The following is a 24,291-nucleotide window of genomic DNA, read 5'->3' as shown; positions in this document are numbered from 1 at the left end:
CGCGGGCTTGGGCGTTCGGGCTCGGGGCCTGGTCGGCTCCGGGGTACGGGTGCTGGCGCGGGTGTGGATGCGGGTGCGGGTGCGGAACCGCCGGACAGAACTCTACTTAATGAGTAGGTTTTGTGAAAGTAGGGCACCGCCCTCCCGCACGCCGCGCGGAACGCCCGCACCCGGGCGGGGCCGCCCGGGTGGACCCGGGGGCGGATCCGCGGAAAGGAGCCGCTCAGGGCCCTTCGGTGAGGGCGCTCTCCGCCCGCGGGCGGAGCGGCGTTCCCGGCCCCGGCGCCGCGGCGGCCCGCGACTCCCACCTTTTGTGACGCGGGTCACTGGAGCGGTCCGGGCGTGTCGGCTCAGGTCGCTCCCGCACCGGCCGCCGGACACGACGAAGGGCGGTGGAGCTCGCTGCTCCACCGCCCTCGCGAACGGACGGGATGTGCGGGACCGGGCCCCTGCCGGGCGCCGACCCGCGGATCCGCTACTCCTGGTCGGCGCCGGCCTCGGGGCTCTCCTCGGCGTCGGAGCTGGCCTCAGGGCTGGCCTCGGGGCTCTCGGCCGCGTCGTCGGCGGCGTTCTCGACGATGTCGCCCTCGGCGTCCACGGCCAGGACCACGCCCTGCCAGGACTCCTGGATGAACTCCAGGACCCGCTCGTCGTGCAGCAGCTCGGCGAGCAGCTGGATGCGCTCGTCCTCGGCGTTCTCGGCCAGGGTCACCAGGCCGTTGGCGTAGGACTGGACGTAGTCGTCGCCCTCGGGCTCCCAGGCCAGGACGTTGGACTGCTCCGGCAGGTCGGTCTCGATGGCGTAGTTGCCGTTGACCACCGCGGCGTCCACGTCGGAGATCGAGCGGGGCAGCTGCGCGGCCTCCAGCGGGGTCACCGTGATGTCGCGCGGGTTGTCGACGATGTCGTTCTCGGTGGCGGAGGCCCCGGCCTCCGGGTCGACGGTCACCAGGCCCTCGGCCTCCAGGATGCCCAGGGCGCGGGCGAGGTTGGCCGGGTCGTTGGGGACCGCGATCTCGGCGCCGTCGGGCAGGTCGTCGATGCTCTCGACACTGTCGGAGTACAGGCCGAGCCGCTCGATGTGGACGTCGGTCAGGTAGGTGAGCTCGGCGTCGGGCCCGTTGGCCACCCACTCGTCGAGGAAGGCGCGGTGCTGGAAGTAGTTGGCGTCCAGCTCGCCCTCGACCAGGGCGGTGTTGGGGATGTTGTAGTCGGAGATCTCCTCGATCTCCAGGTTCAGCCCGGCCTCCTCGGCGAGGTTCTCCTCGATGAAGGCGAGGATGTCGCCGTGCGGCACCGGGCTGACGCCCACCCGCAGCACGTCCCCCTCGCCGCCGGACTCGGCGGCCTGCTCGCTGGGCGCACCGCAGGCGGCGAGCGCCAGGGTGAGGGCGGCTGCTCCGAGTACGGCTGGAGTCGTGCGCATGGTGCGCTCCTTCGTGATCGTGGTTGGAGGATCGCGGGGACGGGCCCCGCGGCGGCCGGTACGGGTGCCGGCGAGGGTGCGGCTCCACGGACCCTGTGGGATACCGCGGAGCTGATCAGAGCCTAATCCACTGAATTAGTAGGAATTATCACTTCCCGGGCTCCACGCACGTGGCATCGGCCACACGGCCCCCTCCGGACGGCCGCGGGTGCGGTGGTGGTGCACTGACCGCCTTGACCACAGTTGACAATATTCCCTACCCGTTTAGTTGGATTGGGATCCGGCACGCCCGGAGCGCCGCCCCGGGAAAACGGTCATCACGGGACAACGGAGAGTGGCAGCGCTTTCCAGCACCCGCCCCGATCCTCTAGGTTGTGAGGGTTGCCACCCCACCCTGCCCTCACGGAGCGAGAACCATGCCCCTGGTCGCCGGAATCGACAGCTCGACCCAGTCCTGCAAGGTCGTGGTCTGCGACGCCGACAGCGGCGCGGTGGTGCGGGAGGCCCGCGCCCCGCATCCCGACGGGACCGAGGTCCACCCCGACGCCTGGTGGTCGGCCCTGGAGGAGGCCTCCTCCGGCCTGCTCGACGACGTGGCCGCCGTCTCCGTAGCCGGACAGCAGCACGGCATGGTCGCCGTGGACGAGGTCGGCGCGGTGGTCCGCCCGGCGCTGCTGTGGAACGACACCCGCTCGGCCGGGACGGCCCTGGACCTGATCGAGGAACTGGGCGGTCCCGCCGAGTGGGCCAAGGCCGTGGACACCGTGCCCAACGCCAGCCTGACCGTCAGCAAGCTGCGCTGGCTGGCCCAGCACGAGCCGGAGCACGCCGACCGCACGACCGCGGTGATGCTCCCCCACGACTGGCTCACCTGGCGGCTGGCCGGAGCCGGGGCCGAGCCCACCACGGACCGAGGTGACGCCTCGGGAACCGGTTACTGGTCGGCGACCGACAACGCCTACCGCCCCGACCTGCTGGCGCGGGCGTTCGGGCGCGAGATCCGGGTGCCGCGCGTGGCCGAACCGGCCGAGGCCGTGGGGCGCACGCCCTCGGGCGCGCTGGTGGCCCCGGGGACCGGGGACAACATGGGCAGTGCCCTGGGCCTGGGACTGCGCCCGGGGGACGCGGTGGTCTCGCTGGGCACCAGCGGCACCGTGTTCGCCGTGAGTGAGGGCCCCACGCAGGACCCCAGCGGCATCATCTGCGGGTACGCCGACGCGACGGGCCGGTACCTGCCGCTGGTGTGCACCCTGAACGCGGCGCGGGTGCTCGGCGCCACCGCCGCGATGCTGGGCGTGGATTTGGCGGGGCTGGACAAACTGGCGCTGGCCGCCGAGCCGGGCGCCGAGGGCGTCGTGCTGCTGCCCTACCTGGACGGCGAGCGCACGCCGGTGCTGCCCGACGCCTCGGGGTCGCTGCACGGACTGCGCCGGTCCAACATGCGCCCGGAGAACATCGCCCGCGCTGCGGTGGAGGGCATGCTGTGCGGGCTGGCCGACGGGCTGTCCGCGATGACCGACACCGGGATTCCGGTCAGCCGGGTGCTGCTCGTGGGCGGGGCGGCCCAGTCGGCCGCCGTGCGCGCGGTCGCGCCGACCGTCCTGGGCGCGCAGGTGGTCGTGCCGCGGCCCGCGGAGTACGTGGCCGTGGGCGCCGCCCGGCAGGCAGCGTGGACGCTGGCGGGGACCGCCGAGGCGCCGACCTGGGACCTCGGCGAGCCGGAGGCCTTCGCCGAGCCCGTGGACGCGCCGCACGTGCGCGAGCGCTACGCCGAGGCGCGCCGCTCCGCCCACGGCCTCTGACCGGCTGACCGAAACCGTTGGCAGTGCGGTAGAAGGTGCCCTGACCTGCCGTGATCTTGTACTTACAGCGAGGTTCGAGCGTCGTCATCGGCTATAAGTACAAGATCACGGCGAAGAGGGCGGGTCGGTGAGCCCTTACGGTCGCCGCGCCCGGGCCCGCTGCCGGAAGGGCCCGTCCGAATGTCCGGGCGGGTGTCCCGGGGAGAACCGGACGCCTCTCCCAGCGGAAGGCGGCCGGGAGCGGCCCCGGGGCGGACGGGCACCGGAGCGGACGGTACCAGGGCGCGGGGCGGACGGGACTGTTCGGTACGCTGTAGGTTCCGCCCCCGGACGAACCCCCGTGCCCGGTTTCCGGCCCCCTGCCGGAGGTTCCGCCACCGGACGGCCGCCCCGGATCTGCGTCGTTCCCCGCCCCGACCGGCCGTGGCCGGTCCCGTCCCTCCTTGGGGCCGCGCGGCCCCGGACCGGGAGAGCCCCCGGGGAGGGCCTCCTCCCCGGCCGCCTCCCGGTACACGGCCTCCAGCGCCGCCAGCCCGCCCATCCGGCGGCGGGCCCGGGAGAGCCTGCGCCCGTAGCGCAGCAGCAGCTCGGGCCCTCCTCCGGCGAGCCGGACCAGCGCGGCCACCGCCGCGCGCTCGTCCTCGCCCCCGGGGACCAGGCGCGCCTTCGCGCACAGCAGTTCGGCGGAGTGCTCCTCGTCCAGCGCGTCGAGCTCGACCACCTCGTCGTGGACGTGGGACAGGGCCTCGCCGAGGTCGAGGTCGTGCGCGGTGGCCACCAGGGTCAGGCTCCCCGGGCTGGTGGCGACGAAGGGCAGGACGTCGTTCACCGAGCTGGGGCCGTCGGCCATGACGGCGACCGCGCCGCGCCGGGCGAACTCTCCGCGCAGCCGCTGGTGCCACCGGTCCTGGGAGGCCGGGATCTCCTCCTCGGGAACCCCGGACCAGCGCAGGATCTCGTTGACGGACTCCATGACCCCGTCGCGCTCGACGTCGGCGAAGAAGTAGCCGCCGGGAAAGCGGTGGGGGGCCTCGGAGTAGGAGTCGTGCAGGACCTTGAGTCCGAAGGCGCTGGCCCCGCCCCCCGGTGCGAGGCCTGGACGACCAGCACCCGGGCGTGGGCGCCGCCGTCGGCGAGGAAGGCGCGGGCCCGGGCCAGCTGACGGACGCGGTTGACGAACAGCGGCGGGGCGGGGACCGCGTAGCACGGACGGGCCCTGGTCCCGCTCCCGTCCGGCGTCCCGCCCTGGAGGACGGTGAACGAGAAGTCCCGGCCCTGGAGCAGCGCCCCGTGGCCCGAGACGCCCCCCGCGGTGCTGCGGGTGCCCGCGGACCGTTCGTCGTCACGCCTGTCGTCGCTCAAGGGTCACCTCACGGCCGCGTCACTGCTGGGGCACGGGAAGCCTGCCCAGCGGCCCGCGGACGACCCGGTTCCGCGGCCGGAAGGTGACCGGTTCCGGTCACGGCCGTCCGGTCCCGCCCCGGCGTGACACCCCGAGAAGGGAGGGAGCACCGGTTTCCGGCACCCGCGGGTCTAGCCTGTCGGCGCGTCCACCACTCGACGGAAGGCTGGGTGAGCATGAACCACGTACGGCTTCGCCAACTGGGAGAGTCGTCTCTGCGCGTGTCCCCCCTGTGCCTGGGCGGGAACGTCTTCGGCTGGACCGCGGACGAGCGCACCTCCTTCCAGATCCTGGACGCCTACACCGCGGCGGGCGGGAACTTCCTCGACACCGCCGACTCCTACTCCGCGTGGGTCGAGGGGCACCAGGGGGGCGAGTCCGAGACGGTCATCGGCCGCTGGCTCGCCTCGCGCGGACGCCCCTCGGACATGGTGATCGCCACGAAGGTCAGCGAGCACCCCGACTTCCGCGGCCTGTCCGCGTCCAACGTCAGGGCCGCCGCGAAGGCCTCGCTCGAACGGCTGGGCGTGGAGACCATCGACCTGTACTACGCGCACTTCGACGACGCCGAGACGCCGCTGGCAGAGAGCGCCGAGGCCTTCTCCGAGCTGGTGGACGAGGGCGTGGTGCGCCACGTGGGACTGTCCAACCACAAGCCCGGCCGGATCCGGGCGTGGCTGGACGTGTGCGAGGAGCGGGGGCTGCACGCCCCGGTGTGCGTGCAGCCCCTGTACAACCTGGTGGAACGCGGGATCGAGGCTGACCTGGTGCCGCTGGCGCGCGAGCGCGGCCTGGCTCTGCTGCCCTACTTCGGCCTGGCCCGCGGCTTCCTCACCGGCAAGTACCGGCCGGGCTCCACCGACGTCGACAGCCCTCGCGCCGGGAAGGCCCGCGCCTATCTGGACGAACCGCGCGGGCGGCGGGTGCTCGACGCCCTGGACACGGTCGCCGAGCGCTGCGGGGCCTCCCCGGCGGCCGTGGCGCTGGCTTGGCTGGCGGACCGGCCGTCCGTGGCCTCGGTGCTGGCCAGCGCACGCGACACCGGCCAGCTGGCCGACCTCCTGCCCGCCAACCACCTGCGGTTGGACGAGGAGTCCGCGGCCCTGCTGACCAGGGCCACCGACCCGGAGCCGCCCGAGGGCGCCTGAGGCGTGTCCGGCGGGCACGTGCCCCTGCCACGCGACGGACAGCACCCACCAGACGCGCCCTGAGGGCCCCGGGTCTCCGGGCTCCTAGGAGCCCAAGAACCCAGGGGCCCAGAGGCCCCGGGTCTGAACCGCTCCCCGGGCCCGTTCAGACGAGTTCGGCGAGGAGGGGAATCTGCTCGGGGTCGGCCAGCGCCGAGCCGACCGCCACCATCCGCGCCCCCGCGTCGAGGTACTCGCGTGCGTTGCGGGCGTCCATGCCGCCAGTGGCCACGATCCGCACCTCGGGGAAGGGCCCGTGCATGGCGCGGAACCACGCCGTGCCGAGCGACGTGGCGGGGAAGGCCTTCACCCAGCGGCCGCCCGCCCTGATCACGCCCTGGACGTCGCTGGGAGTGGCCACGCCGGGCAGGTGGGGCATCCCCTCCGCCTCCGAGGCGGCCATGACCTCCGCGTCGAAGCCCGGCGCGACGGTGAAGGCGGCTCCGGCCCCGGCCACGGCGCGCACCTGCTCAGGGGAGATCACCGTGCCCGCGCCCACGGGGTGGCCGCGCTCGGCCCCGGCCCTGACGGTCGCGCGCAGCGCCTCCAGGCCGAGGGCGTCGCGGGCGGGCACCTCGACCGCGGTGACGCCCAGGTCCCACGCGCGCTCGGCCAGTTCGACCGTGGTGTCCACGGGCATGCCCCGCAGGATCGCCAGTACGCGGTGCCCCCCGAACAGTCCGTCCAGTCCCTGGTCACTCATGTCCGTCTCCTCTCACTGCGGCCACGGCCGCCGAAGCCTGGTCGGTCCACCGGTCGTCGGGGACCCTGAGCAGTTCGTCCACCTGCCGCGCCGGGGGCGGGTCGGCGAGGTCGCCCACCACCCGCAGGACGCGCCCCGCGCACAGGTGCCCCAGCCGCAGGCACCCCCGACCGTCGAGGCCGCGCAGCCCTCCGGCCAGGTATCCGGCGGCGAAGGCGTCCCCGGCTCCCACCGGGTCGACGACCTCCACCACCGGCGCGGGCACGTACTCCTCGCTCCCGCCGCGGAACTCGGTGGCGCCGTGCTCGGCGTCCTTGACCACGAGGCGGTCCACGTCGGGCAGGAGCGCACGGACGTCGCGGGCGCTGGGTGTTCCCCACAGCTCCTCGGCCTCGTCCCTGCCGACGAGGACGACGTCGGCGAGCCGGGCCAGTTCCAGCAGGCGGGGGGCCGCCTGCCCCTCCTTCCAGAGGCGGGGCCGGTGGTTGACGTCGAAGCTCACCGTCAGGCCCGGGTCGGCCAGCAGGCGCTCGGCGAGGGCGTCGCAGCCGGGCGAGAGCGCCGGGGTGACGCCCGACAGGTGCACCGCCTGGGCCGCCCGGACGTGGGGGTGCCCGGCCAGTTCGGGACCCAGGGCCGAGGCGGCCGACCCGGCGCGGTAGTAGTGGACCGCGCTGCCCGAGGGTGAGGGGTCCTTGACCAGCAGGCCGGTGGGCCGGTCTGGGTCGGTCCGTACTCCGGACACGTCCACACCGCGTTCGCGCAGGCTCCGGGTGACGACCCGTCCGAAGGGGTCGTCGCCCACGCTGCTGAGCCAGGCGGCCCGGTGCCCGAGGGCGGCCAGGGCGCACGCGACGTTGGACTCCGCGCCCGCGGTGCCCATGGACAGGAGCGGGGCGCCGTCCAGGGGGACCGGCTCGGCCGCGGTGAGCAGCAGCATGGTCTCGCCGACACAGGTGATCTGGGGTGTCACGGGTTTCCTCCGAAGGGCTGGGCCGCCGGGGCGGAGACGTCCACGGGCACCGAGAAGAGGGCTCCGTCGCCGGGCCCGGGGCGGTCGAGGCCGATCGCGGCGGAGGTGACGAACAGTCGGGGGTCGGGGGCGTCGACGACGCACACGCTGGTGGGCTGGGCGGCGGGCAGGTCCACCACGCGCTCCAGGGCGCCGTCGGGGTCGTAGCGGTGCACCCTCCCCGCGCCCCAGACCGCGGCCCACAGGTGCCCCTCGGCGTCGACCTGCATCCCGTCGGGGCTCCCCTCCTCGACCCGGGCGAAGACGGTCCGCGCCCCGGGGGTGCCGTCGGGGGAGATCTCGTAGGCGTCGATCCGGCCCTCGGCGCTGTCGGCGAGGTACATGCGGGCGCCGTCGGCGGTGAAGGCGGGGCCGTTGGGAACGGTGTAGCCCTCCAGGATCCGGGTGACCCGGCCGTCGGGGTCGGCGCGGTAGAGCGAACCGGCCCCGGGGGTGCCGTCGTAGGCCATCGACCCGGCCCAGAACCTCCCGCTCGGGTCGCAGCAGCCGTCGTTCATCCGCATCGGCGTGGCCGCGCCGTCCTCGGGTCTGGCCAGCCACTCCGGCGCGCCGTCCTCGGCCAGCAGTGCCACCCCCGTGCCCGCCGCCGCGACGAACGCCCCCGGCCTGCCCCGGACGGGGGCGACCGCGCCCAGGGGGACGTCGAGGGCGGCGATCACCTCGGCCGGGCCCGGGACGCGGGGGTCGAGCCGCAGGAGGCGGCCGGTGAGGATGTCCACCATGAGCAGGTCACGGCCCCGCCAGCGCAGCCCCTCCCCCAGTTCGAAGCGGTCCGTGCTCCACGGTTCGCACAGCATGCGCGTCACTTCCCTCCTCACCACTCCGCGAAGGATCCGTCCTGGTGGCTCCACACCGGCGGCCTCCAGCGGTGGCCGATCCGGTCCGCCGCGCGCACGGCGTCCTCATCCACGCTCACGCCCAGCCCCGGGGCCTCGGGGCGGCGGATGTGCCCGTCGGGGAAGGCGAAGACGTCGGTGTCCAGGACGTAGTCGAGCAGTTCGGCGTCCCGGTTGTAGTGGATGCCGATGCTCTGTTCCTGGATGAGGAAGTTGGGCGTGGCGAAGGCGACCTGGAGGCTCGCGGCCAGTGCCACCGGGCCGAGCGGGCAGTGCGGGGCCAGCAGGGCGTCGTAGGTCTCGGCGAGGGAGGCGATCCTGCGCACCTCGGAGATCCCGCCCGCGTGGGAGAGGTCGGGCTGGACGACCGCGACCCCCGCCTGGAGCGCGGGCAGGAACTCGGACCGGCTGAACAGGCGCTCCCCGGTGGCGATGGGCACCGGGCTGCACCGCACGACGTCCCCGAGCAGGTGCCCGTACTCGGGCAGGACCGGCTCCTCCACGAACATGGGGCGCAGGGGCTCCAGCAGGGGCAGGACCCTGCGGGCGGTGGCGGCGTTGAAGCGGCCGTGGAAGTCCACGGCCACGTCCCGGTCCGGGCCGAGCACGTCGCGCACCCCGGCCAGGCGCTCCACGACGCCGTCGATCTCGCGCACGGTGGCCGAGCGCCCCATCACCCCGGAGGCGTTCATCTTCACGGCGGTGAGCCCGGACTCCACGCGGGCCGCGACCGCGTCCGCCAGCTCGGCCGGGTCGTCGCCGCCGACCCAGCCGTACACCCGTACCCGGTCGCGGACGGGGCCGCCGAGGAGCTGGTGCACGGGGACGCCCAGGCGCTTGCCCGCGATGTCCCACAGCGCCTGGTCGAGCCCCGCGACCGCGCTGGACAGGACCGGCCCGCCCCGGTAGAACGCGGCCTTGGTGAGGCGCTGCCAGTGGTACTCGATGGGCGCGGGGTCCTGGCCCAGGAGGAGTTCGGACAGCTCCTCGACCGCGGCGCGCACGGTCTCCGCGCGCCCCTCCACCACGGGCTCGCCCCAGCCCACGACGCCGTCGTCGGTCTCCACCCGGCACATCAGCCACCGGGGCGGGACCAGGAAGGTCTCGATACGGGTGATTCTCACTGAGATCTCTCCAGATCGTCTACGGCCGCGTCGTCCTCGGTGACGCGGAGGAGGTCTTCCCTGGCCTGCTCCAGCAGGGAGCGCATGGCGGACTCGGCGGCGCGGGGGTCGCCCGCGGCGACGGCCTCGGTGACCGCGCCGTGGGTGGGCACCGGGTCGTCGTGGGCGCCTCCGTGGACCAGGCGGTCGCGTTCGGAGAGCCCCGCGGCGAAGAAGACGTCGGTGCGGGTGAACAGCTCGTTGTGCGTGGCCGCCAGCAGCGCGCGGTGCCAGCGCAGGTCGGCCCGCGCGGCCTCCTCGGCCGGGCCGTGGCCGGAGTCGGCGATGTCGGCGAGCGCCGCGCGCAGTTCGGCGACGTCGGCGTCGGTGCGGCGCCGCGCGGCCAGGCGCGCCGCGGCGGGTTCGAGGGCGTCGCGCAGCTCGGCCAGCTCACCGAAGAAGACGTCGCCCGCGCCCGCGGCGATCCGCCACCGGACCACGTCGGGGTCGAGCAGGTTCCAGTCGCCGCGGGGGCGCACGAAGGTCCCCTTCTTCTGCCGGGAGCCGACCAGCCCCTTGGCCGCCAGGACCTTGATCGCCTCGCGGATCGCGGTGAGGCTCAGGTCGAGCTCGCCGCTGAGCGCGGCCAGGTCGATCGTCTCCCCCTCGCCGATCCGCCCGGAGAGCACGCGTTCTCCCAGCAACCGCACCGTCTGGCCGTGCACACCGCGCCCCGAGTAGGCCGCCATCACTTCCTCCGTTCCGGGCGTCCCGTCACGACGACGCCTTGTAGATACTCCACCCTCCGTCGACCGGCAGGCTCGTGCCGGTGACGTAGGAGGCCTCGGCGGAGGCGAGGAAGGAGATGACGGAGGCGACCTCGTCGGGGTCGCCGAAGCGGCCCGCGGCGGTCTGCGCCACGCTGTCGCGGCGGTCCTCCTCGTCCACGTCCTCCCAGGCCGCGGTGAGGATGGGGCCGGGCAGCACGCAGTTGACGCGCACCCGCGGCCCGTACTCGACGGCGAGCTGGCGGGTCAGGGCGGTGAGCCCGCCCTTGGTGGTGGCGTAGGCCGGTCGGCCGGGGATCCCGAACCAGGCGTGGACCGAGGAGGTAATGACGACGCTGCCGCCGCTGGCGGAGAGGTCGTCCAGGCAGGCGCGCACCCCCAGGAACGCCCCCGTGAGGTTGACGGCGAGCTGGCGCTCCCAGGAGCCGAGCGTGGTCTCGTGGGCGGGCGCCTGCTCGAAGGTGTAGGCGTTGGAGACCAGGACGCCCACCGGTCCGAAGGCGTCCCGTGCCGCCGCCACGACCCCGTCCCAGGAGGCCTCGTCGCTCACGTCGGCCCGCACCGCCAGGGCGCGTCCGCCCTCCGCGCGGATGCGTTCGGCGGCCTCCTCCAGTCGCGGGGACAGGTCGGTCAGCACCACCGAGGCGCCCTCGGCTGCCAGGCGGCGGGCGGTGGCCTCCCCGATGCCGCGGGCCGCGCCGGTGACCACGGCGGTGACTCCGCGGTGCCTGGTGTGTGTCATGTCGTTACCGTCCTCTGCTGCGTCCCCGGCCGGGCCGGGGACGGTCGTCGCTCTGCGGCGCCGCGGTGCTCAGGCCCGGTCTGGCGTGAACACGATGGCGGGCGCGGTGTCGGTGTCAGTGTCGGGGACCACGGCGTCGAAGCGCGCGGGTTCGCCGGGCCGGGTCCGCGCGACCGTACGGCCGGACGCCCGGTGGACCAGCGCGCCCGCGCGCGAGGACGTGAAGACCCCGCTCAGGCGCCGCCCTCCCGGTTCCGGGGCGCCCCAGCGGGGCTCCTCGCTCCAGAAGCCGTCGGGGGTCACCCCGGCCACCGGCCCCGTGCCCGAGCCGAAGCCGAACTCGACGCTGAGGGCCGTGGCCTGTCCCGGTGCGAGCTCGGTGAGCGGTCCCAGAGCCTCGACCTCGGTGACGCGGTCGACCGGGCACAGCCCGCCCAGGTGCTCCAGGGGTCGCTCCACGGGGCATTCGAGCCACACCTCGGCCCTGGACCCGCCGTCCGGGTACTCGGCACCCTCGTGCACGGCGAAGCGCTGGGTGAGGGTGCCCCCGGCGCCCACGTCGGCCAGCCATCCGGAGGCCGTGGGGAAGCCGACCTTGCCGACCACGTCCTGGAGGGGGACCCGCACCACGGAGGGCGTGTGCTGGACCACCCGGGGACGGCCGTTGCCCGCGACCAGCGGCACGGTGTGCGGACCCGGCCCGCTCACGCCCACGTAGACCCCGCGGAACCCGTCCTGCCCGTCCTGCTGTCCACTGGACCCGCTGGACCCACTGGGACCGCCGGGACCGCCGTCGAGCTGGGTGACGTTCCACAGCGCCCACCGGCGCGCGGTGCCGGAGACGTTGGCCGCCTCCAGGTCGAGCCGGTAGGCGGCGCTGCCGGGTGCCAGGGTCAGACGGCGGGTGAGCCGCAGCCCCGAGCGGGGGTCGTCCCCGCTGGTGAGGGTGAGCACGGCGGAGCCGTCGGGAGCGGTGGCGGTCCCGGCGGTGTAGGGGCCCGAGTCCAGGACGGAGTCGGGCGGTCCCGCCCACTCGTCGGGACCGTCCCACCCCTGGGGCGCGGGCCAGGTCTTGTCGCCGCCGACGTTGTTCCACGCGCTCATGGGTCCGTCCACCGGCCCGAGCACCACGCCCTCCACCGGCTGGAGGTCCTCGCCCAGCAGTCGGGGGTTGCGGTACAGGTGCTCGCGGCCGCGGTGGCGCACCGACAGGAGCCGCCCGCCCAGGGCGGGGGCGGCGGTCAGCCGCAGCACTCCGTTGTCCAGGACCACGAGTTCGTGCGCCCCGGAGGCGTCGCGCCGCACCTCGACGGGGCGGCTCACCGCTCGGCTCCGTTGACCAGGCACACCTTGCCCCGGCTCTCGCCCGCGGCCAGGCGGTAGGCGGCGTCGGCGTCGGCGAGGTCGAAGCGGTCGGAGACCACCCGTTCCGGGGACAGGCCCCACCGCACCAGGTTCACCGACAGCTCCGCCATGGCGGGCAGCGAGGTCACCCAGGAGGCGTACAGGGTGAGCTGCTTGTGCAGGAGGGTGTCCGACACCTCGGTCTCCAGGGTGCCGCCCTCGCCGACCAGGGAGACGCGGCCCCACTCGGCGGCGTTCTCCAGGGCCAGGGAGCGGCCCGCGCGCGACCCGGAGCAGTCGACGGCCGTGGCCGCGCCCCGGCCGGAGGTGACCCGGGCGATCTCGTCGGCCGCCTCCTCGGGCGAGGCCAGGGCGTCGAAGACGTCCAGGGTGGCGGCCCACTCGCGGCGCCGCTGGTTGGGCTCGACCCCGATCACGCGGGCCGCGCCCATGCCCCGGCCGATCATCCCGGCCGCCAGCCCCACCGGTCCCAGGCCCACGACGAGCAGGTCGCCGTCGCCGTTGACCCCGATGCGCCGCAGCCCCTCGTAGGCGGTGCCGAACCCGCAGGCGATGAGCGCGCCGTCCACGAAGGACAGCTCGTCGGGCAGGGGGACGCAGGTGGACTCCTGCGCCAGTAGGTACTCGGCGTGGCCCCCGTCGCGCTGCCAGCCGTAGGCCGCCCGGGAGGGGTCCGTGCAGCTGATCATGAAGCCGCGGCGGCAGTTGTCGCACAGCCCGCACCCGGCGATGTGGTAGACGATGACCCGGTCGCCGGGGCCGAACCTGCGGCAGCCCGGCCCGGCCTGCACGACCGTGCCCGAGGGCTCGTGGCCCGCGACGACACCCTGGTAAGCGGGGCCGTCGACCCCCCGGTGCGTCTTGTGCTCGTGGTAGATGAAGCCGATGTCGCTGCCGCAGATGCCCGAGGCGCCGACCCGGATCAGCACCTGTCCGGGGCCCGGCTCGGGCACGGGCAGGGTGTCCAGGACCGCGGTCGAGTCCCCGGGCAGGCGCACCCCGCGCATGGTCCCGGGGAGCTCGGTGGCGGCGGCCGTTGCGTTCATGACTGTGTTTCCCCCGTTCGGAGATGGCTAGGCGAGGCGGTTGGCCGCGCTGCGCCTGCTGATGACGACGTTGATCAGGACGGCGCCCACGATGATGAGGCCGCGCACCACGTCCTGGAAGAAGGAGTTGACGCCGAGCAGCACCAGGCCGTTGGCGATGACCGTGATGAAGACGACCCCGAGGAAGGTACCGCCGAGCGAGCCGCGTCCGCCCGCGAGGGCGGTACCGCCGATGACCACGGCGGCGATCACGTCGAACTCCAGCCCCGCCGCGGCGCCGCCGTTGCCCGAGCCCAGGCGGGCGGCGAGCAGCACGCCGGTGATGGCCGAGAGCAGGCCGGTGGTGGCGAACAGCAGGACGCGCACCCGGGCCACGTTGAGCCCGGCCAGCTGCGCGGCGGCGGCGTTGCCGCCGGTGGCGTAGACGGAGCGGCCGTAGGCGGTGTACTTGGCGACGTAGGCGAAGACCACGAAGAGCACGAGCATGACCAGCGCGGCGGTCGGGACGCCCAGAACGGAGCCGCCGAGCACGTCGAGCAGGCCGCTCTGGGGCAGCGGCACGGGGAGGGCGTCGGTCATGTACAGCGCCAGGCCGCCCAGGACGCTCCACAGCCCCAGCGTGGTGATGAAGGAGGGCACGTTGAACCGGGCCCGGAGCCACCCGGCGAGGGCGCCCCAGAGCACTCCCATGGCCAGGGTGAGCATGATGGCGCCGATCACGCCCAGGTTCCACTCGGTGGCGCCCTTGGCCACGATGACCGAGGCGAAGGCGACGGCCGGGCCGATGCTGATGTCGATCTCCCCGGCGATGATCACCAGGGTGACGCCCCAGGCCGCGATGCCGATCGTGGCGGCGTTGCGCAGCAGGCCGAGCTGGTTGTCCAGGCTCAGGAACCCGGAGGCGGAGAGCCCGAGGACGACGTAGAGGATCAGGATGGCGGCCAGGAGGCCGATCTCGTTGAGGCGGTGGCCGTAGCGGCCGATGAGGTCGCCGCGGGCGGGGACCGCCTCGCCGGTGACCTTGGTGGTGGTGGTCATTGTTCTACCTCGCCGTTCATGCCGCCATCGCGGCGGCCATGATGTTGTCCAGGGTGATGTCGTCGCCGGTGAACTCGCCTTGCAGGCGTCCTCCGCGCAGGGCGAGCACGCGGTCGCACACGAGCGGCAGTTCCTCCAGTTCGCTGGAGACGAAGAGGACCGCGGCCCCCTGCTCGGCCAGCTCGCGCACGATGGCGTAGATCTGGGCCTTGGCCTCGACGTCCACGCCCCGGGTGGGCTCGTCCAGCAGCAGGATGCGGCTCCCGGCGTGGAGCCAGCGGCCGATGACGGCCTTCTGCTGGTTGCCGCCGCTGAGGTTGACGATGGGGGTGTCGGTGGCGGCGGCCTTGATCGAGAGCCGGTCGATGAGGTCCCGGCCGATCCCCGAGACGCGGGAGGGGAGCACGGTCCCCGCCTTGGAGGCGCCGCCGAACCAGGTCATGACCATGTTCTCGGAGACGCCCAGGAGGGGGACGACGCCCTCTCCCTTGCGGTCCTCGGGGGTGATGCCCACGCCCAGGCGCTTCATCGCGCGGGGGGTGGGGCGGGCCACCGGTGAGCCGTCCACCTCCACGGTCCCCCGGGAGGGGGTGAAGCCCGCCAGCGCGCGCAGGATCTCGGTCCGCCCCGAGCCCATGAGGCCGCCCAGGCCCAGGACCTCGCCGGGGCGCAGGTCGAAGGAGACGCCGTCGACCTTGGGCGGGACCGCCAGGTCGCGGACCGACAGAAGCGGCGTTGCGGAGGCGGCGGCGCGGCGCACCGGCCTGTTCTCCTCCTTGGTCTCGCCTCCGAGCATGAGGGAGACGATGTGCCGGGTGGTGGCGCCCCGGACCGGGGTGGTCTCCACGACGGCGCCGTCGCGCATGACCGTGACCGTGTCGGCGACCCGGCGGATCTCGTCCAGGCGGTGGCTGACGTAGATGACGCCGACGCCGCGGGAGGCGACGCGCTCGACGGCCTTGAGGACGGTCTCGGCCTCACCGGCGGCGAGCGCGCTGGTGGGCTCGTCGAGGATGAGCAGCCGCGGCCGGGCGCGGAAGGCCCGCGCGATCTCCACGAGCTGCTGCTGGGCCAGGGGCAGTTCGCCGACCCGGGTGTCGGGGGAGATGGCGACGCCGAGTTCGGCGAAGACCTCCTCGGCCCCGGCCCTGATCCGGCCGTAGTCGATGCGCCCGGCGGCCTTGGGCCACGTGCCGAGGTAGAGGTTCTCGGCCGCCGACAGCTCCGGGACCAGGCTGAGCTCCTGGTAGACGGTGCCCACGCCGAGCTTGGTCGCCCGGCGGATGCCGCCCTGGCCGAGCGGCTGGCCGCCGATCTCGATCTCGCCCTCGTCGGGCGCCTCCACGCCGGACAGCAGGCGGATCAGGGTGGACTTTCCGGCGCCGTTGCGTCCGAGCAGCGCGCGGACCTCTCCGGCGCGGATCTCGAAGTCGGCGCGGTCCAGCGCTCGGACGCCGGGATAGCTCTTGGTCGCGCCGCGGACGCGGGCCACGACGTCGGTGTCGGGCGGGGGCGCGGCGGAGGTGTCGCTCATGGGTACTCCACAGGTGGGACGAAGGGGGCGGGCGTGCTTGGGCGGCCGAACTAGGGGATGCCGTCCGGGTGCTCCTCCAGCCACTCCTCGCCGTCCTCGGGCGTGGTGTAGAGGTCGATGGGCGCCTCGGTGACGAACTCCTCGGGCTCCTCGCCCGCGATGATGCGCTCGACCGTCTCCCCGGCCAGCAGTCCGACCGCGATCCCGGAGATGTCGACGTTGGCCTTGAGGACGCGGTGGTCGGCCAGCGCGCGGGCCGCGTCCGTGGACATGTCGCTGCCGAAGACCACGACCTCCCCGGCCAGGCCCCGGTTGGTCACGGCGCGGACCGCGCCCATGGTGGCGCCGCCCGCCTCCCCGTAGAAGGCGTCGAGGTCGGGGTGGGCGGTGAGCAGGCGCTCGCCCACGTTGACGGCCTCGTCGATGGTGGCGCCCTCCTGGTTGGCGACGATCTCGGCGTCGGGCAGGCGGTCGAAGAGCGCCTCCTCGAAGCCCTCGCGCCGCTGCACGCAGACCTCGACGAACTCGCAGTTGAGGACGCCGATCCGGGGGTCCTCCACGCCCTCGTCCTCGAAGTGGTCCGCGGCCGCGTCGCCCAGCAGGCGCCCGAACTCGTGGGGGTCGCCCAGGATGTAGGAGGTCACGTACTCCCTGGCGGCCTCGTCCTCGATGCAGGTGTTGTAGCAGATCACCGGGACCCCGCTCTCGTGCGCCAGGCGCACGGCGGGCACCGAGGCGGTGGCCGAGACCGGGGACAGCACCAGCGCGTCGACGTCGGCCGACGAGACCACGTCCACGAAGGTGCTCTCCTCCGAGGCGTCGCCGCGGGCGTTGAGCTCCAGGAGCTGGAGCTCGCTTCCGGAGTCCTCGGCGTAGTTCTGCATGCCCTCGCGAACTCCCGCGTAGAAGCCCTGCGCGTCCATGTAGACGACGCCGATGCGGCCGTCCTCGCCGAGCCTGGCGCCGCATCCGGCGAGCAGCAGCACGCACAGGGCGGCGGTGAGAGCGGCGAGCGCGCGGCCCGGGGGGCGCGGCGGTCGTCTGCCCATGAGGTCCTCCTTGGCGTAGGGCGTACGCGCTCACCTGCGCGGACGCCTTCCTCAACTGCTGGAGAGCATGCCAGAGTGACTCAGGTAACGTCAAGAATAAATAGTAATTAATTATTTTTCGGGTGCCACAGGACACACCGCAGCCCCTGCGGACACGGCGAAGCGGAGGCGCGGAGAGGCCGGGTGTTACCCCCCGGGCCGGGCCGGGTAGCGGGCGGGGCGGAGGACGGTCCGGCCCGGCGCGGACCCGTGGCGGGGCCCTCCTGCGCGGCGGGGCGGCGGACCGGCCGCCCTCGCGCGCGTTCGGTCCCCACGCCGACAACCGCTACCGAACAAACTCCGGATGCTCACCTAGAGTGAATAAGCCACTACCGCACGCACGGGGGACGAGACCACATGACACACGACCTTCCCGACGACCGCGGCAGCGACCCGGGTTCCTTCGACGAGTTCCTGGCGCGCTTCCTGGGGGCTCGGGGACCGGTCCGCCGCGTGGACCTGTCCAAGCTGATGAGCCCCGAGGCCCGGCAGGTGGCCGACGCCGCGGTGCGCCGCGCCCTGGAGGCCGGTAGCGCCGACGTCGACGCGGTCCACCTGCTGTGGGCGCTGCTGCGCTACCCGCCCACGCGGGAGATGGTGCAGAACAGCGGCTCCGACACCCAGCAGATCATCGACGTGATCGACCAGGCGGTGTCGCAGACCCCGAGGTCGGTGCGCGGCTCCGCCCGGCTCACCCCCGCCGCCAAGCGCGCCCTCCTCGACGCCCTCCAGATCGCGCGCGCCACGGGCAGCTCCAGCATCACTCCCGAACACCTGCTCTTCGCGCTGGCGGTCAACACCGACAGCGCCGTCGGCCAGCTCCTGCGCGGTTCGGGGATCACCCCGCAGTCGCTCCAGAAGGCCGCCGGTGCGCCGCCCGCCGCCGACCACGGTGAGAGCGAGCCCTCCGCCACCCCGACCCTGGACGAGTACGGCACCGACATGACCGTGCTGGCCCGGGAGGGCCGCCTGGACCCGGTGGTCGGCCGCGACGACGAGGTCGAGCAGTGCATCGAGGTGCTCGCCCGGCGGCGCAAGAACAACCCGGTGCTCATCGGCGACCCGGGCGTGGGCAAGACCGCGATCGTGGAGGGCATCGCCCAGCGCATCTTCGACGAGGACGTCCCCGAGACCCTGCTCGGGCGCCGCCTGGTCCAGCTCGACCTGGCCGGGGTGGTGGCGGGCACGCGCTACCGGGGCGACTTCGAGGAGCGCCTGAACGCCATCGTGGACGAGATCCGCTCCCAGTCCGACCAGCTGCTCGTCTTCATCGACGAGATCCACACCATCGTCGGCGCCGGTGCCGCCGAGGGGTCCATGAACGCCGGGAACATGCTCAAGCCCGCGCTGGCCCGCGGCGAGCTGCACATCATCGGCGCGACCACCGTGGACGAGTACCGCAAGAACATCGAGAAGGACGCGGCCCTGGAGCGCCGCTTCCAGCCGATCCAGGTGCCCGAGCCGTCGGTGGAGGACACCGTCGAGATCCTGCGCGGACTGCGCGACCGCTACGAGGCCCACCACCAGGTGCGCTTCGCCGACGAGAGCCTGGTGGCGGCGGCCGAGCTGTCGGACCGCTACGTCACCGACCGCTTCCTCCCCGACAAGGCCATCGACCTCATCGACCAGGCGGGCGCGCGGGTGCGCCTGCGCCTGAAGTCCTCCAGCTCCGGATTGCGCGAGCTGGAGGGCAGGCTCAAGGGCCTGGAGGAGGCGAAGGAGAAGGCGGTCCAACAGGAGGACTACGAGCGCGCCTCGGCGCTGCGCGACGAGATCGCCGCCGCCAGGAGCTCGATCCACCAGGCGCGCGGAACCGGTTCGTCGGTCCCCGAGGTGACCAGTGCCGACATCGCCGAGGTGGTCTCCCGCAGCACCGGCATCCCGGTCTCCCAGCTGACCCAGGAGGAGCGGGACCGGCTGGTCAACCTGGAGGAGGTGCTGCACGAGCGGGTGATCGGCCAGGACGAGGCGGTCACGGCCGTCTCGGAGGCCATCCGCCGCTCGCGGGCCGGTCTGGGCGACCCCGACCGGCCGGTGGGCAGCTTCCTGTTCCTGGGCCCGACCGGCGTGGGCAAGACGGAGCTGGCGCGGGCGCTGGCCGAGGCCCTGTTCGGGTCCGAGGACTCCATGGTCCGCGTCGACATGAGCGAGTTCCAGGAGCGCCACACCGCCAGCCGCCTGACCGGGGCGCCTCCGGGGTTCGTGGGCTACGAGGAGGCGGGCCAGCTCACCGAGGCGGTGCGCCGCCACCCGTACTCGGTGCTGCTGCTGGACGAGGTGGAGAAGGCCCACCCGGACGTGTTCAACCTGCTGCTCCAGCTGCTGGACGACGGCCGCCTGACCGACGGGCAGGGCCGGACGGTGGACTTTCGCAACACGGTGGTCATCATGACCAGCAACCTGGGGTCGGAGGTGATCACCGGCGGCGCGCCGATGGGCTTCACCGCCGACGGCCAGATGGACCCCGACACCGAGCAGCGGGTGATGCGGCGGCTGCGCGAGGAGTTTCGCCCCGAGTTCATCAACCGCATCGACGAGGTCATCGTCTTCAAGCAGCTCGGCGAGGAGCAGCTGGGCCGGATCACCCGACTGCTGCTGGAGCGCACCGAGGAGCGGCTCAAGGCGCAGGACATCACCGTGCGGTTCACCGACGAGGCGGTGGGGTGGCTGTCCGAGCGCGGCTACCAGCCCGCCTACGGCGCCCGGCCGCTGGCGCGCACCATCCAGCGCAACGTCGGCAACAGGCTGTCGCGCATGGTCCTGGACCAGCAGGTCGTGGCGGGCGACCACGTCCTGGTGGACGTGGACGACCAGGGGGAGCTGCGCATCTCCACGGTGCAGTCGTACTGACGCCGTGACCGCAGGGGGCGGACCGGAACCCGCCCCCTCCGCCGTGATCTTGTACTTATAGCGGGGTTGGGCGGCCGAGACACGCTGTAAGCACAAGACCATCGCAGGTCAGCAACCTCACGCCCCGCCAGGAACGTTTCCGGACAGTCCACTGGGTGGGTTCCTGACGCGATGGCCTTCGGGGGCACTCGGGGCCGGATCGTCGCGGGTCCGGCGGCCCGGCGCCCTGGGGCCCTGGGGCCCTGGGGCCCGGAGACCGGAGCCCGGAGGACACCGGCTTCCGGGCACCGGCCTCAGTGTTCCTGGTCGATCGCCGAGCCCAGGTCGGTCAGCCAGGTCAGGTGGCCCGTCAGGGCCGCGCGTCCGACCGGGGTCAGGCGGAACCAGGTCTTGGGTCGGCGTCCGACCGCTCCCTTGCGGACCTCGAGCAGTCCCGCGTCCTCCAGGGTGCGGCTGTGCTTGGAGACCATCGGGTCGCTGATGTCGAGCAGCGTGCGCACGGTGGCGAAGTCGACCCAGTCGGCGCCCTGGAGGAGCGCGCACATCGCCAGTCGCGGGCCGGTCTCCAGGATCGGCTGGCGCCCGGAGGCGGCGCCTCCCTGCGAGGCGTCGCCGCCGGGACGGTGCAACGCGGTCACGGGGTGACCCTGCCGTCCTCGATGCTGCGGCGCATGGCCGAGCGGACCAGCATCTGTCCCACGAGCATGATGACGGCGACGGGCACCAGCGCGGCGAGCGCGAAGCCGATGAGGCCGTTGTCGACCAGGACGTTGATGCCGAGGAATCCGGCGCCGGTGACGGCCAGGGCGGTGATCCACGTCAGTCGGGCGCCGGGGTAGGAGGTGATGCGGCGCGGCAGGTACACGCCGCTGCGTCGGCGCTGGATGACGGCGTAGGCCGTCGCGGCCACGACCACTCCGAAGACGGCCCACTGGAAGTAGGGGCCGCTGCCGGGCAGGAGCCAGGACCAGATCGGCAGACCGGCGATGAGCACGCTCGCGAGTGCGAGGAACACCCAGTAGGCGGCGGGCAGATCGGCGTGGGCGGCGAGCTTGCGGCGGGCGGCGGCGACCTGGTCGAGCTCGGGATTGTGCGTCATGGCCATCTCCTCTTTCGTATCTACTTTCTATATGGAAAGTAGATACCAAGGACGGGGCACTGTCAAACCTGGTTGTGGCCCGGAGAAGGCTGTTGGCACGGGATCGCTTCGCTGACATGCGAAAACGCGTCGGCCGCATGCGGCCGACGCGTGTCGCGGCAGGACCCGTCGCGGTCGGCGGTGGCCGCTCACGACAGGTCAGGAAGCGCGGGGGCGGGCCTTCCTGCCCGCCCCCGCGCGTCACGGTCAGCAGGCGCCGAGGTCCCTCCAGACGCCCCACTCACCCGTGGTCCCGGGCTCCTCCCCCTGCGTCCACCACTGGGCGCGGTACAGGCGTCCGCCGTGGCTGACCTGGTCGCCGCCGGTGTACACCTCGCCCGAGGACCAGGCCGGGGTCTCACACCCGTCCGGGTCCGTCGGGTCCGTCGGGTCGGTGGGGTCGGTGGGGTCGGTCGGAGCGACCCCGCTCTCACGGATACGGTCGCGGATCCACTCCCCCGCGGGCTTGAGCGACTCGGTTCCGGTCCAGGGACCGTCGGCGGCGCAGGTGCCGGGCTCGAACACCGCGCCGGAGCGGAAGTCGTCGGAGAAGTTCCAGTTCACCCAGCTGATCTGCTCCTCGGCCAGGAGGTCGAGGTAGGCCTGGGCCGAGGCGAAGTCGTTGGGTCCGTCGCCGGTGGCCTCCTGGGTGCCGAACTCGGTGACGAACAGCGGCAGGTCCTGCGCCGCGGCCCGCAGGCCCTCCCGGTGGAAGTCGTCGTGCGTGGCGGCGTAGAAGTGGAAGACGTACATGATGTTGTCGGCGTCGACCGGGTCCGCGGTGATCTCGGTGTGGTCGGAGCCCTCGGACAGGCCGAGGGAGGACCAGCCGCGGGTGCCGACGAGCACGACGGCCTCGGGGTCCTCGGCGCGCACGACCGGGATGATCTCCTCCGCGTAGCCGCGGACCGCGTCCCAGGAGACCCCGTGGGGCTCGTTGGCGATCTCGTAGAGGACGTTGTCCTTGTCCGCGTGGACGGAGGCGATCTCCGAGAAGAAGGTGCGCGCCATGTCGGTGTTGTGGTTCGGGTCGCCGGGCGTGAGCATGTGCCAGTCGACGATGACGTACATGCCGCGCGCGGTGCCCTCCTCGACGAGCTCGTGGACCCGGTCGGTGAAGCCGCGCGGGTCGGTCTCGTAGCCGCCCTCCTGGATGTACATGGACACGCGCATGACGTCGGCGTTCCAGTCGTGGGCGAGCGCGTCCAGGGACCCGTCGGTGAGGCAGTCGCTGTACCACTGGAGTCCGTGGGAGCTCATCCCGGTGAGCTGGACGGTGTCGCCGCTCTCGTCGCAGAGCTTGAGGCCGCAGACGCGCAGCTGGCCGTGGGCCTCGACGGGACTGGCGGCGGCCTGGGCCGGTGCCTCGGTCACCGCGGAGACGGGGACGGCCGGGGAGGCCGCGGCCGGGGCCTGCGCGGCGACGAGCGCGAGGGGGGCGAGCAGGAGCGCGCCCGCGAGGGCGGTGCGGATCGGGGCGGGACGCCGTCGTCGTGCGGGGGTGGGGGTTTGCGCCACTGTGGTTCCTCCAGCGGATGACGGCCCGGCGCCGCCCGGCTGGGCGGTCCGAACCGGAAGGAGTCTTTCCCGTGCAACCTAGGCCGGTCATCACGCACGGGACAATCCCCCTGACGCAACGGATTCGCTTTCGTGCACGCGTGCGCCGCGCGTTCCGCGCCGTCACCGCCGATCCGGACCCGGGTCCGTCCGTGCGCGCCCGCGCTCGGGGCGTCCGGCGGGCGGCTCCCGGCCACCGGCCCCACGGGCGGCCCCCGTCCGGTGGCTCGCGTGGAGTGGCCCCCGTCCGGTGGCCCGTGTGGGGTGGCCCGTGTGGAGTGATCCGCGCAGGGCGGCTCGCATGGGGTGGACGGCGCCCCCGGCGCACGGTGGACCCGCGGGGCGCGCGGGTCACCAGCGGTGCGCGCCCCACGGGCATACCCGCTCGAAGGTTCGGCGGGTGTCTCAGGCGGGTTCGGGCTGGGGCTCCGGACCCGGCGGTTCGGGGACCGGTACCGGGCCGGGCGGTTCCGGCTCGGGCACGGGCTCGGGCGGGGAGGGAGGCGGCATCGGGGTCGGAGGGAACGGGTCCGGCGGCATCGGATCCGGCTCGCGCAGGGTGCCGTCACGGGTACGGGTGTGCATGTGTCCTCCTCACGGGCGCGGCCCGCGGACGCCGCCGCCCGCGCACCGCGCCGCTCGTCAGGCCCCGGCCCGGAGCCGGGGCAGAACCTCCTCCGCGTAGAACGCGAAGAAGCCGTCCTGGTCGTCGCCCACCTGGCAGACGTAGACCTCGTCCACACCGGCCTCCAGGTACGGGCGGATCGCCGCCACGTGCACCTCCGGGTCGGGCCCGCAGGCGATCTCCTCCGCCACCATGTCCTCCGTGACCAGGCCCCGGGTGAGCTGCTCGAAGTGGCGCGGCAGCGGCAGCAGCTGGGGCGCCTCGCCCGCCAACGCCTCGTTGGGCCAGCGCTCGTGCGCCACGCGCCGGGCCTCGGCCTCGCTCGGGGCCCAGCAGACCTTGAGTCCGCCCTGGACGGGCTTGCCGGCGCCGCCCCCGGCACGGAAGTTCTCGACCGTCTCGTCGCTGGGCGCCACCTGGATCAGGCCGTCGGCCTCCCTGGCCGCCAGCCCGGTGGCCTTGGGGCCGAACGCCGACATGTAGATCCCCGGCGGCTCCTCCGGCAGCGTGTACAGGCGCGCGGTGTCCACCTCGTAGTGGCGGCCCCGGTGGGTGACGAGCTTGCCGGTCCACAGCTTGCGCATCACCTCCATGGCCTCCTCCAGCATCTCCAGGCGCCGGGCCGCGGGCGGCCAGGGCTGGCCGAGGATGTGCTCGTTGAGCGCCTCGCCGGTGCCCACGCCCAGGGTGAACCCGCCCCGGACCATCGCGGCGGCGGTCGCCGCGGCCTGCGCGACCACCGCCGGGTGCACGCGCGTGGTGGGGCAGGTCACCGCCGTGGTGACCGGCAGGGAGGTCACCTGCCCGATGGCGCCGACCACCGACCACACGAAGGGGCTCTGCCCCTGCACGTCCAGCCAGGGGTGGTAGTGGTCGGAGATCCACAGGGAGTCGAACCCGGCCTCCTCGGCGGCCCGCGCCTGGCGGACCAGTTCCTGCGGCCCGTGCTCCTCGCTGGCGAGAAAGTATCCGAAACGCGTCACGTCGTGATCCCCCGATTCGTGATCGCCGGTCACCGTTCGCTGCGG

The 24,291-nt window shown here is 73.7% G+C and carries 21 protein-coding genes; 3 read left to right on the top strand and 18 right to left on the bottom strand.

All coding sequences use genetic code 11. From position 1 onward, the window contains the following. Positions 1-475 precede the first annotated feature (475 nt). Positions 476-1,426, bottom strand: coding sequence for a MetQ/NlpA family ABC transporter substrate-binding protein (locus FYW99_RS19740; RefSeq protein WP_150253507.1), 951 nt, complete (start codon positions 1,424-1,426; stop codon positions 476-478). Between the two features lie 416 nt (positions 1,427-1,842). Between FYW99_RS19740 and xylB the strand changes: the two genes are divergently transcribed. Beyond that, complete coding sequence (xylB, locus tag FYW99_RS19735; RefSeq protein ID WP_150253506.1) at positions 1,843-3,228, top strand: xylulokinase; 1,386 nt, start codon at positions 1,843-1,845, stop codon at positions 3,226-3,228. Positions 3,229-3,319: 91 nt separating this feature from the next. Here the strand turns inward: xylB and FYW99_RS19730 are convergent, their stop codons facing one another. Continuing rightward, the gene (locus tag FYW99_RS19730) at positions 3,320-4,201 is read right to left on the bottom strand and encodes a hypothetical protein (RefSeq protein WP_150253505.1); all 882 of its coding nucleotides are present in this window, start codon (positions 4,199-4,201) and stop codon (positions 3,320-3,322) included. Positions 4,202-4,806: 605 nt separating this feature from the next. On the opposite strand from FYW99_RS19730, the gene FYW99_RS19725 reads away from it, so the two are divergent. After that, positions 4,807-5,778 (top strand): aldo/keto reductase, encoded by a 972-nt coding sequence (locus tag FYW99_RS19725; RefSeq protein ID WP_150253580.1) that lies wholly within the window; start codon positions 4,807-4,809, stop codon positions 5,776-5,778. Positions 5,779-5,923: 145 nt separating this feature from the next. Here FYW99_RS19725 and FYW99_RS19720 read toward each other — a convergent pair whose 3' ends face one another. The 11 genes from FYW99_RS19720 to FYW99_RS19670 all read right to left on the bottom strand — a co-directional run bounded on the left by FYW99_RS19720 (position 5,924) and on the right by FYW99_RS19670 (position 17,054). After that, complete coding sequence (locus FYW99_RS19720; RefSeq protein ID WP_150253504.1) at positions 5,924-6,520, bottom strand: bifunctional 4-hydroxy-2-oxoglutarate aldolase/2-dehydro-3-deoxy-phosphogluconate aldolase; 597 nt, start codon at positions 6,518-6,520, stop codon at positions 5,924-5,926. Continuing rightward, positions 6,513-7,493 carry a sugar kinase gene (locus FYW99_RS19715; RefSeq protein ID WP_150253503.1) on the bottom strand — a complete coding sequence of 327 codons (981 nt, stop codon included), beginning with the start codon at positions 7,491-7,493 and terminating at the stop codon, positions 6,513-6,515. The genes FYW99_RS19720 and FYW99_RS19715 overlap by 8 nt, the downstream gene beginning before the upstream one ends. Continuing rightward, complete coding sequence (locus FYW99_RS19710) at positions 7,490-8,350, bottom strand: SMP-30/gluconolactonase/LRE family protein (protein ID WP_150253579.1); 861 nt, start codon at positions 8,348-8,350, stop codon at positions 7,490-7,492. Before FYW99_RS19710 ends, FYW99_RS19715 begins: the two co-directional genes overlap by 4 nt. Before the next feature lie 17 nt (positions 8,351-8,367). Further along, positions 8,368-9,513, bottom strand: coding sequence for a galactonate dehydratase (gene dgoD / locus FYW99_RS19705; RefSeq protein ID WP_150253502.1), 1,146 nt, complete (start codon positions 9,511-9,513; stop codon positions 8,368-8,370). After that, positions 9,510-10,241: a FadR/GntR family transcriptional regulator gene (locus FYW99_RS19700; RefSeq protein ID WP_017564693.1), complete on the bottom strand. Its 732-nt coding sequence runs from the start codon at positions 10,239-10,241 to the stop codon at positions 9,510-9,512. The genes dgoD and FYW99_RS19700 overlap by 4 nt, the downstream gene beginning before the upstream one ends. Positions 10,242-10,266: 25 nt before the next feature. Continuing rightward, a complete protein-coding gene (locus FYW99_RS19695) occupies positions 10,267-11,022 on the bottom strand; it encodes an SDR family NAD(P)-dependent oxidoreductase (RefSeq protein WP_150253501.1) in 756 nt (251 codons plus the stop codon). 69 nt (positions 11,023-11,091) lie between these two features. Next, positions 11,092-12,345 (bottom strand): hypothetical protein, encoded by a 1,254-nt coding sequence (locus tag FYW99_RS19690; protein WP_150253500.1) that lies wholly within the window; start codon positions 12,343-12,345, stop codon positions 11,092-11,094. After that, complete coding sequence (locus FYW99_RS19685) at positions 12,342-13,433, bottom strand: zinc-dependent alcohol dehydrogenase family protein (protein ID WP_150253499.1); 1,092 nt, start codon at positions 13,431-13,433, stop codon at positions 12,342-12,344. The genes FYW99_RS19690 and FYW99_RS19685 overlap by 4 nt, the downstream gene beginning before the upstream one ends. A gap of 27 nt (positions 13,434-13,460) precedes the next feature. Beyond that, a complete protein-coding gene (locus FYW99_RS19680; protein ID WP_150253498.1) occupies positions 13,461-14,471 on the bottom strand; it encodes an ABC transporter permease in 1,011 nt (336 codons plus the stop codon). Positions 14,472-14,487: 16 nt separating this feature from the next. Then, entirely contained in the window at positions 14,488-16,005 is a 1,518-nt protein-coding gene (locus tag FYW99_RS19675; protein ID WP_150253497.1) for a sugar ABC transporter ATP-binding protein, read from the bottom strand. A 50-nt stretch (positions 16,006-16,055) separates the two neighbouring features. Beyond that, positions 16,056-17,054, bottom strand: a complete 999-nt coding sequence (locus FYW99_RS19670) for a substrate-binding domain-containing protein (RefSeq protein WP_150253496.1) — start codon at positions 17,052-17,054, stop codon at positions 16,056-16,058. 396 nt (positions 17,055-17,450) lie between these two features. Here FYW99_RS19670 and FYW99_RS19665 point away from each other — a divergent pair, with 396 nt between their 5' ends. Beyond that, positions 17,451-19,943 (top strand): ATP-dependent Clp protease ATP-binding subunit, encoded by a 2,493-nt coding sequence (locus FYW99_RS19665; protein ID WP_150253495.1) that lies wholly within the window; start codon positions 17,451-17,453, stop codon positions 19,941-19,943. A 293-nt stretch (positions 19,944-20,236) separates the two neighbouring features. Here FYW99_RS19665 and FYW99_RS19660 read toward each other — a convergent pair whose 3' ends face one another. The 5 genes from FYW99_RS19660 to FYW99_RS19640 form a co-directional block, all read right to left on the bottom strand. Next, a complete protein-coding gene (locus FYW99_RS19660; RefSeq protein ID WP_150253494.1) occupies positions 20,237-20,581 on the bottom strand; it encodes a transcriptional regulator in 345 nt (114 codons plus the stop codon). Further along, the gene (locus tag FYW99_RS19655) at positions 20,578-21,042 is read right to left on the bottom strand and encodes a hypothetical protein (RefSeq protein WP_150253493.1); all 465 of its coding nucleotides are present in this window, start codon (positions 21,040-21,042) and stop codon (positions 20,578-20,580) included. The genes FYW99_RS19660 and FYW99_RS19655 overlap by 4 nt, the downstream gene beginning before the upstream one ends. 246 nt (positions 21,043-21,288) lie before the next feature. Next, the gene (locus FYW99_RS19650) at positions 21,289-22,599 is read right to left on the bottom strand and encodes a cellulase family glycosylhydrolase (protein WP_150253492.1); all 1,311 of its coding nucleotides are present in this window, start codon (positions 22,597-22,599) and stop codon (positions 21,289-21,291) included. 444 nt (positions 22,600-23,043) lie between these two features. Beyond that, positions 23,044-23,223, bottom strand: coding sequence for a hypothetical protein (locus FYW99_RS19645; RefSeq protein ID WP_082768219.1), 180 nt, complete (start codon positions 23,221-23,223; stop codon positions 23,044-23,046). A 57-nt stretch (positions 23,224-23,280) separates the two neighbouring features. Beyond that, positions 23,281-24,246, bottom strand: a complete 966-nt coding sequence (locus tag FYW99_RS19640) for a TIGR03557 family F420-dependent LLM class oxidoreductase (RefSeq protein WP_150253491.1) — start codon at positions 24,244-24,246, stop codon at positions 23,281-23,283. Between the last annotated feature and the right edge of the window lie 45 nt (positions 24,247-24,291).

It is taken from the genome of Nocardiopsis deserti (assembly GCF_008638355.1).
GTDB classification, from domain to species: Bacteria; Actinomycetota; Actinomycetes; order Streptosporangiales; family Streptosporangiaceae; genus Nocardiopsis; species Nocardiopsis alborubida.
This window is presented reverse-complemented; position numbering and strand designations above follow the sequence as displayed.

Bases quoted from the DNA above. Each gene is read 5' to 3' on its own strand.
- FYW99_RS19665 (WP_150253495.1), top strand. From the start codon at position 17,451: ATGACACACGACCTTCCCGACGACCGCGGCAGCGACCCGGGTTCCTTC.
- FYW99_RS19685 (WP_150253499.1), bottom strand. From the start codon at position 13,433: ATGAACGCAACGGCCGCCGCCACCGAGCTCCCCGGGACCATGCGCGGG.
- FYW99_RS19695 (WP_150253501.1), bottom strand. From the start codon at position 11,022: ATGACACACACCAGGCACCGCGGAGTCACCGCCGTGGTCACCGGCGCG.
- FYW99_RS19670 (WP_150253496.1), bottom strand. From the start codon at position 17,054: ATGGGCAGACGACCGCCGCGCCCCCCGGGCCGCGCGCTCGCCGCTCTC.
- FYW99_RS19730 (WP_150253505.1), bottom strand. From the start codon at position 4,201: ATGGAGTCCGTCAACGAGATCCTGCGCTGGTCCGGGGTTCCCGAGGAG.
- FYW99_RS19725 (WP_150253580.1), top strand. From the start codon at position 4,807: ATGAACCACGTACGGCTTCGCCAACTGGGAGAGTCGTCTCTGCGCGTG.
- FYW99_RS19655 (WP_150253493.1), bottom strand. From the start codon at position 21,042: ATGACGCACAATCCCGAGCTCGACCAGGTCGCCGCCGCCCGCCGCAAG.
- FYW99_RS19675 (WP_150253497.1), bottom strand. From the start codon at position 16,005: ATGAGCGACACCTCCGCCGCGCCCCCGCCCGACACCGACGTCGTGGCC.
- FYW99_RS19645 (WP_082768219.1), bottom strand. From the start codon at position 23,223: ATGCACACCCGTACCCGTGACGGCACCCTGCGCGAGCCGGATCCGATG.
- FYW99_RS19710 (WP_150253579.1), bottom strand. From the start codon at position 8,350: ATGCTGTGCGAACCGTGGAGCACGGACCGCTTCGAACTGGGGGAGGGG.
- xylB (WP_150253506.1), top strand. From the start codon at position 1,843: ATGCCCCTGGTCGCCGGAATCGACAGCTCGACCCAGTCCTGCAAGGTC.
- FYW99_RS19740 (WP_150253507.1), bottom strand. From the start codon at position 1,426: ATGCGCACGACTCCAGCCGTACTCGGAGCAGCCGCCCTCACCCTGGCG.
- FYW99_RS19700 (WP_017564693.1), bottom strand. From the start codon at position 10,241: ATGGCGGCCTACTCGGGGCGCGGTGTGCACGGCCAGACGGTGCGGTTG.
- FYW99_RS19720 (WP_150253504.1), bottom strand. From the start codon at position 6,520: ATGAGTGACCAGGGACTGGACGGACTGTTCGGGGGGCACCGCGTACTG.
- FYW99_RS19680 (WP_150253498.1), bottom strand. From the start codon at position 14,471: ATGACCACCACCACCAAGGTCACCGGCGAGGCGGTCCCCGCCCGCGGC.